Here is a 6,507-nt window from a genome sequence, read left to right as displayed (position 1 = left end):
TGCAGCAGGCTGTCGTAGAGCGCGCTCGCAGCAAAGGCCGGCGGCACTGGCATGGGCGTCCACTATCATATGCGGCGCATGGCCCCCGGCCCCGGCGAGACATCCTCGCCACGGCGTGATCCCGTCCCTGCGCGGGGCACCCTCCTCGACTTCTTCCACGACGCCACGCGTCGCACCGACCCGTTCCTCGTCCACGACGACGGCTATCGCACGTGGTCGTACGGCTACGACGAGGTCGGCGAGGCGGCCCGCCGCATGGCCGCGCGCCTGCACGCGGCGGGGCTCGTCAAGGGCGACGCCGTCCTGCTCTGGGGCGAGAACCGGCCGGAGTGGATCGTGGCGTTCTGGGCGTGCCTGCTGCGGGGCATCGTCGTGGTGCCGATCGACTACCGATCCGCACCGGCGCTCGTCGACCGCATCGGGGGCATCGTCAAGGCGCGCCTGCTCGTGAGCGGCGACGATGTCGAGGCCGGCACGGCGACCCTCGACGTGCCTCGCTGGCCGCTCGCGTCGCTGCTGCGCGAGGCCGTGTCGGCGCCGGAGCCGCCGCCCGTGGCGATCACCGCCGACGACACGGCGGAGATCATCTTCACGTCGGGCGCCACCGCCGAACCCAAGGGCGTGATCATCACGCACCGGAACGTGCTGGCCAACATCGTGCCCATCGAGCGCGAGATGGCCAAGTACCAGCGGTACATCCGGCCGTTCTCGCCTATCCGGTTCCTCAACCTGCTGCCCCTCAGCCACATGTTCGGGCAGGCGATGGCGACCTTCGTGCCGCCGATGCTGGGGGGCACCGTGGTGTTCATGCGGAGCCTCGCCCCGGCCGACATCGTCAGGCAGATCCGGACGCGGCGGATCTCCGTGCTGGTGTCGGTGCCCAAGATCCTCGACGTACTGCGCGAGTACGTGCGCCACCGCTTCCCGGAGACGCTGGCCGTGCAGCCGCCGCCCGACTCGGGTATCGAGCCGCTGCCAAAGGAAAAGTGGTACCGGCGCTGGTGGCGCTTCCGTGGCGTGCATCGCGCCTTCGGCCTGAAGTTCTGGAGTGCGGTCGTCGGCGCGGCGCCCCTCGACCCCGAGCTGGAAGCATTCTGGGGCGGCCTCGGCTTCCTCGTGGTGCAGGGATACGGCCTCACCGAGACGGCGCCCATCGTCACGCTGAACCATCCGCTCAATGCGCGACGCGGCAGCGTGGGCAAGCCGATCCATGGTGTCGAGGTACGGATCGCCGACGACGGCGAGATCCTGGTGCGCGGCGACAACGTGTCGCAGGGCTACTTCGGCGGCACCACCGATACCACGCGCACGCTCGATGACGGCTGGCTGCACACCGGCGACATCGGGGGCCTCGACGATCAGGGGCGGCTGTACATCCAGGGTCGCAAGAAGGAGATGATCGTCACGCCCGAGGGCCTCAACGTCTTCCCCGAGGACGTGGAGCGCGCGCTGATGGCCGAGCCCGGCGTCCGCGATGCGGCGGTCGTGGGGCGCCGCTGGGAGGGCGAGGAGCGGGTGCACGCCGTGCTCGTGCTCGACGAGGCCGAGGCCCTGTCGCGCGTGGTGCAGGGCGCCAATGGTCGCCTCGGCGATCACCAGAAGATTCGCAGCGCCTCGATCTGGACCGGCAGCGACCTGCCGCGCACGGAAGGCACGCGCAAGTTGAAGCGGACCGCGCTGCGCGCCTGGGTGGAATCGGGCGAGCAGCCCGCCACGCGTCCGGCAACCGGCGAGGATCCCCTGCAGCACGTGATCGCCCGGTTCGCGAAGGGCCGCGACGACGTCGACGACGCGACGATGGTCGAGGCGCTGGCGCTGAGCTCGCTCGAGCGGGTGGAGCTGCTCATGGCCCTCGAGCAGCAGTTCCAGACGATCGTCGACGAGGGTGCGTTCGCGGCCGCACGGACGGTGGGCGATCTGCGCACGCTCGTCGGGGATCGGGGAGCGGGGACCGGGGAGCGGTCGGAGGCGCGGGGCGACGATGCGGCCGTCGCTGGCGGCGGGACATCGTCGGACGCCCCCGGAGAGCGGGCCCTCCCCACGGCCGCCGAGGCCCCGTTCGACTTCCCGCGCTGGAATCGGGCGCCCTGGGCGTACTGGCTGCGACGCCTGAGCCTGCCGACGTGGATCCTGCCGCTGGGACGCCTGTTCGCCTGGCTGAAGGTCGACGGCCTCGAGCATCTCGAGGGGCTGCGAGGCCCGGTCGTGTTCGCGGCCACGCACCAGAGCCACCTCGACACCCCGATCGTGCTCATGGCGCTGCCGCGCCGGTGGCGGTACCGCACGGCGGTGGCGATGGCCAAGGAGTTCTTCACGGCACATTTCCACCCCGAGGGCCAGCCGCTGGGCCGGCGCGTCACCAACGGCGCCAACTACTACCTCGCCTCGCTGTTCTTCAACGCCTTCCCGATTCCGCAGCGCGAGGCCGGCACGCGGCACACGCTGCGCTACATCGGGCAGCTGTTCGAGGAGGGGCAGTCGCTGCTGATCTTCCCGGAGGGCAAGCGGACGACGGCCGGCGAGATCAACCCGTTCCGGGCCGGCATCGGGATGATCGGCGCGCGGCTGGGCGTGCCGGTCGTGCCGGTCCGTATCGAGGGCGCCGAGCGCGTCCTGCACCAGAAGGCGCGCTTCCCGACGCCGGGGCGGGTCACGGTGACGTTCGGCCCCCCGGTCTACCTCGAGGGCGACGACTACGTGACGCAGGCCGCCAAGGTGGAGGCGGCGGTGCGGGCGCTGGGCCGACGCGCCTGAATTTCGAAGTGTCCAATTTCAAATTGCCACGATGGCGCCCCCGTGTGTGACAATGGTCCGTTGGAGACCGACTGATTGAGTAAAGACGATCTGATTGACGTCCAGGGCACCGTCACCGCGGTGCACAGCGGCGGGCTGTATCGCGTGCAGTGTGATTCCGGCCAGGAAGTGCTCGCGCAGTTGAGCGGCCGCATGCGTCGCTTCCGCATCAAGGTGGTGCCGGGCGACCGTGTCACCGTGGGTGTGTCGCCGTACGACCCCGTCCGCGGGATCATCACCTTCCGCGTGCGCTAGACAGGTAGCCTGCAGGCTGCCGCCTGCAGCCTGCCCTCGATCACTCCCCGAATTCCCGGGCCAGCGCGATCCACTCGCCTTCGGGCGCGAGTCGTTGATAGCGCTGCCAGAGCGGCCGCGCGTCCTGCGACCGTCCCAGCTTCTCGTAGGCCACCGCGAGGTAGAAGCACGCCTCGGCCGATTCCGGGCCGAGCTCGAGGGCGCGCGCGTAACAGCGCACGGCCTCGGCGAAGCGTCCCTCGTCGTGATGGGTGTGCCCGAGGTTGAACCAGGCCTCGAACGAGTCGGGCGCCTGCTGCAGGGCCTGCAGGTACAAGGCGGCGGCCTCGGGCAGGTGGCCCGATCCGTAGTGCAGGTTGCCCAGGTTGATCAGGGCCGGAACCAGGGCGGGGTCGAACGCGAGGGCGTCGCGGTAGGCCTGCATCACCACGCCTCGCGGATGCCCCGGGCTGGCCTCGAGCGTGGTGGCGCGCTCGAAGGCCTCCTCGGCCCGCGAGACGTCGACCGGCGAGGCATCGGCCGGCGGCTGCCCGGCCGGCGGGGTCCGTGGTGCCAGCGTGACGACGCGCGCACGGCCCTCCTCCCGGACCGGCGCGCCGTCGAACAGCGTCAGCTGGCCCTGCCGGGCCGCGAGCAACTGCCGCACGATGGCCTTGAGCGGCAGCCCCTGCGCCAGCGCCTCGTGAACCTCCCGCAGCGTCGCCAGGTCGACGAACGAGTACGAGGCCCCGCCGTCGTCGCGCGTCGGGCGCACCAATCCCCACTGCGCCAGCGACCGCAGGTGGTCGTCGCGCAACGACGGAAACCTCGTGCGCACCACGCGCACCGGCACCCGCGCATCGGACATCTCAGCAACATAACAGACCGGGTACCGGGTACCGGGTACCGGGTAAACAGATCGCATCGTCACAGCGGCTGATGTGGCGCCGTGCCCCGAACCCGGTACCCGGTACCCGGTACTCTGACGCGCCCTTGTGTATGCTCTGCCCCATGCTGCTGGCCGGGGACCTCGGGGGAACGAAGACACAGCTGGGCCTGTTCCGGCCGGCGGGTGGCCGACCTGAACTGCTCGACGTGCGCGAGTACGCGACGCTCGATCATCCGAGCCTGTCGTCGATGATCGGCACCTTCCTGGCCGCGACGGGCGTGCGGCCGCAGGAGGTCAGCGTCGCCTGCGTCGGAGTCGCGGGCCCCAACATCAAGCAGGTGGCGCGGCTGACCAACGTGCCATGGGCCATCGACGGCCGCGAGTTGATGGCCACGACCGGCATCCCGCGCGTGTGGATCCTCAATGACGTCGAGGCCATGGCGTACGGCGTGCCGGCGCTCCGGCCCGACGAGTTGCGCGTGCTGCAGACCGGCGAGTTCAATGCCGACGGCAACGCGTGCCTCATGGCCGCCGGCACCGGGCTCGGCCAGGCCATCCTGGTGCGCCAACACGGCCGGCTGGTGCCGTCGCCGTCCGAGGGCGGGCACGCCGATCTGGGCGCGCGCACGCCCCGCGAGATCGCCCTGCTGCAGTTCCTCACGGCACGGTACGGCCGGGCCAGCTACGAACACGTGCTGTCGGGCAAGGGCTTCATCAACCTCCTGCGATTCGTCAGCGACGACACCTCGCCGCTGCTGAACGTGGGGGATCAGGACGAGCTGCCGGCGCTCATCACGGCCCGGGGCCTTGATGGATCCGACCCGCACTGCGTCGAGGCCGTGCACCTGTTTGCGGCGATCTACGGCGCCGCCGCCGGCAACCTCGGGCTGCAGTGCGTCGCGACGGGCGGCGTCTACCTCGGCGGTGGCATCCCCTCGAAGATCCTGACGGCCTTCGAGACGCCCCACTTCCTCGAGGCCTTCCGCAGCAAGGCGCCCATGACGGGGCTGCTCGAACGCATGCCCGTCGCCATCGTCCTCAACCGGCAGACGGGTCTGCTCGGGGCGGCGGTATACGCGGCGTCACTGGCCTAGCGCAGCGCCGCCACGAGCACGGGCGTGAGCCCGTTCGTCCCCGATTCCGCGCGATCCGCATTGCCATCCCTCCTTCCCGTCGGTAGCATCAGCGGGTATTCACACGGACGTTGCACGAGCGCCGGGAGGCGTGGCGTGCGTGTCCGTCCTTCAACCCCGGAGTGTTCATCATGGTGATCAAGCGCTGGCTGGCGACCCTGCTGGCCGTGCTCTCGTGCCTGGTACCCGCGTCTGCGTGGGCTGCCGACACCGGCTCGATCTCTGGCGTCGTGTTCGACCAGGGCGGCCAATTGGTGGAAGGCGCGACCATCCGGCTCACCGGGACGCCATTGCCCGGCGAGCGTGTCGCGACCACCGACAGCGCCGGGGCGTACCGCTTCCCGCTGCTGCTGCCGGGCGCGTACACGCTCGAGGTCACCAAGACCGGCGCGGGGACGGCCAAGCGGGCGGTGACCGTGCAGGTCGACGTCGACACCCAGGTGGACATCGTGCTCGGCCTGAAGCTCGACGAGACAGTGGAGGTGAGCGCGGCCGCGCCGGTGGTCGACCTCAGGACGACCGAAGTCAACTTCAACTACGACGCGGCGCTCATCAAGGAGCTGCCGCTGCAGCGCACGTACGCGGGGCTGTTCCAGCTGATTCCCGGCGTGGCCGAGAACAACGCCGGCACGACGGGCCTGGTGAGCGGCGGCGCGAGCCGGCAGGACAACACGTACCTGATCGACGGCGTCAACATCACCAACCCGGGCTTCGGCTACCTCAGCACCGAGGTCAACGAGTTCGACATCGCCGAGTTCAACGTCAAGCGCGGCGCGATCTCGGCCGAGTTCGGCCGGTCGTCGGGCTTCGTGACCAACGCGGTGACGCGGTCGGGCACCAACCAGCTCAAGGGCGGCGTGCGGTTCGAGGCCATCCCGGCCAACTGGAACGCGAAGAACGAGGCGACCAACATCCGCAACACGACGGACCGCTGGATTCCGGCGTATGCACTCGGCGGGCCGATCCTGCAGAACAAGCTGTTCTTCTACACGTCGGGCCAGTTGCTGAAGTCCACGACGTCGGGACGCGTCAACAACCTCGGCCCCGTGCCCGACAGCGAGACGACCACGACCGAGGTGTTCGGCAAGCTGACGTTCGCGCCCGTGCAGTCGCAGTTCTTCAACGTCGGCTACCGCGTGCGGCCCAACAAGGCCGAGTTCGCGGGCGTCGGCGTCAACGACTCGCCAGAGGTCGCCACCGACAACGAGGGCACCAACCGCGTGGCGACGGCGGCGTGGAACTTCTTCTTCGGGCAGCGCAACTACGTCGAGGCCAAGTACCTGCGCCTCGACGAGCAGAACGAGTCGGTCGCGCGCACCGACCTCGGCTATCGGCCGAACTTCGACATCAACAACCTGCGGAACATGGGCTACTTCGTCGATCCGGCGACGGGCTTCCGCTATGGCGGCGCACCGCTGCTGCTGAACCGGCAGAACTACGCGCGCAACGAGTTCCGGG

5 protein-coding genes are annotated in these 6,507 nt (G+C 69.9%); 4 read left to right on the top strand and 1 reads right to left on the bottom strand.

Features of this window, described 5'->3' with window-relative positions; all coding sequences use genetic code 11:
- The first annotated feature begins 78 nt into the window (after positions 1 to 78).
- Together ACIRDX_RS19190 and infA are read left to right on the top strand one after the other, a co-directional pair.
- A complete protein-coding gene (locus ACIRDX_RS19190; protein WP_396627049.1) occupies positions 79 to 2,754 on the top strand; it encodes an AMP-binding protein in 2,676 nt (891 codons plus the stop codon).
- A 75-nt stretch (positions 2,755 to 2,829) separates the two neighbouring features.
- Positions 2,830 to 3,048 carry a translation initiation factor IF-1 gene (gene infA, locus ACIRDX_RS19185; RefSeq protein ID WP_110173799.1) on the top strand — a complete coding sequence of 73 codons (219 nt, stop codon included), beginning with the start codon at positions 2,830 to 2,832 and terminating at the stop codon, positions 3,046 to 3,048.
- Between the two features lie 40 nt (positions 3,049 to 3,088).
- Here the strand turns inward: infA and ACIRDX_RS19180 are convergent, their stop codons facing one another.
- A complete protein-coding gene (locus ACIRDX_RS19180) occupies positions 3,089 to 3,895 on the bottom strand; it encodes a tetratricopeptide repeat protein (protein WP_396627048.1) in 807 nt (268 codons plus the stop codon).
- 143 nt (positions 3,896 to 4,038) lie between these two features.
- On the opposite strand from ACIRDX_RS19180, the gene glk reads away from it, so the two are divergent.
- Positions 4,039 to 5,010 carry a glucokinase gene (glk, locus tag ACIRDX_RS19175; RefSeq protein ID WP_396627047.1) on the top strand — a complete coding sequence of 324 codons (972 nt, stop codon included), beginning with the start codon at positions 4,039 to 4,041 and terminating at the stop codon, positions 5,008 to 5,010.
- 170 nt (positions 5,011 to 5,180) lie between these two features.
- On the top strand, positions 5,181 to 6,507 hold a 1,327-nt coding region (locus ACIRDX_RS19170; protein WP_396627046.1), incomplete at its 3' end, for a carboxypeptidase regulatory-like domain-containing protein.

It is taken from the genome of Luteitalea sp., assembly GCF_044337415.1.
Classification (GTDB): domain Bacteria; phylum Acidobacteriota; class Vicinamibacteria; order Vicinamibacterales; family Vicinamibacteraceae; genus Luteitalea.
Note: the sequence above shows the minus strand (reverse complement) of the source record. Positions and strands in the feature narration are given on the sequence as shown.

Coding starts and splice junctions, on each gene's coding strand:
- ACIRDX_RS19180 (WP_396627048.1), bottom strand. CDS start 3,895: ATGTCCGATGCGCGGGTGCCGGTGCGCGTGGTGCGCACGAGGTTTCCG.
- glk (WP_396627047.1), top strand. CDS start 4,039: ATGCTGCTGGCCGGGGACCTCGGGGGAACGAAGACACAGCTGGGCCTG.
- ACIRDX_RS19190 (WP_396627049.1), top strand. CDS start 79: ATGGCCCCCGGCCCCGGCGAGACATCCTCGCCACGGCGTGATCCCGTC.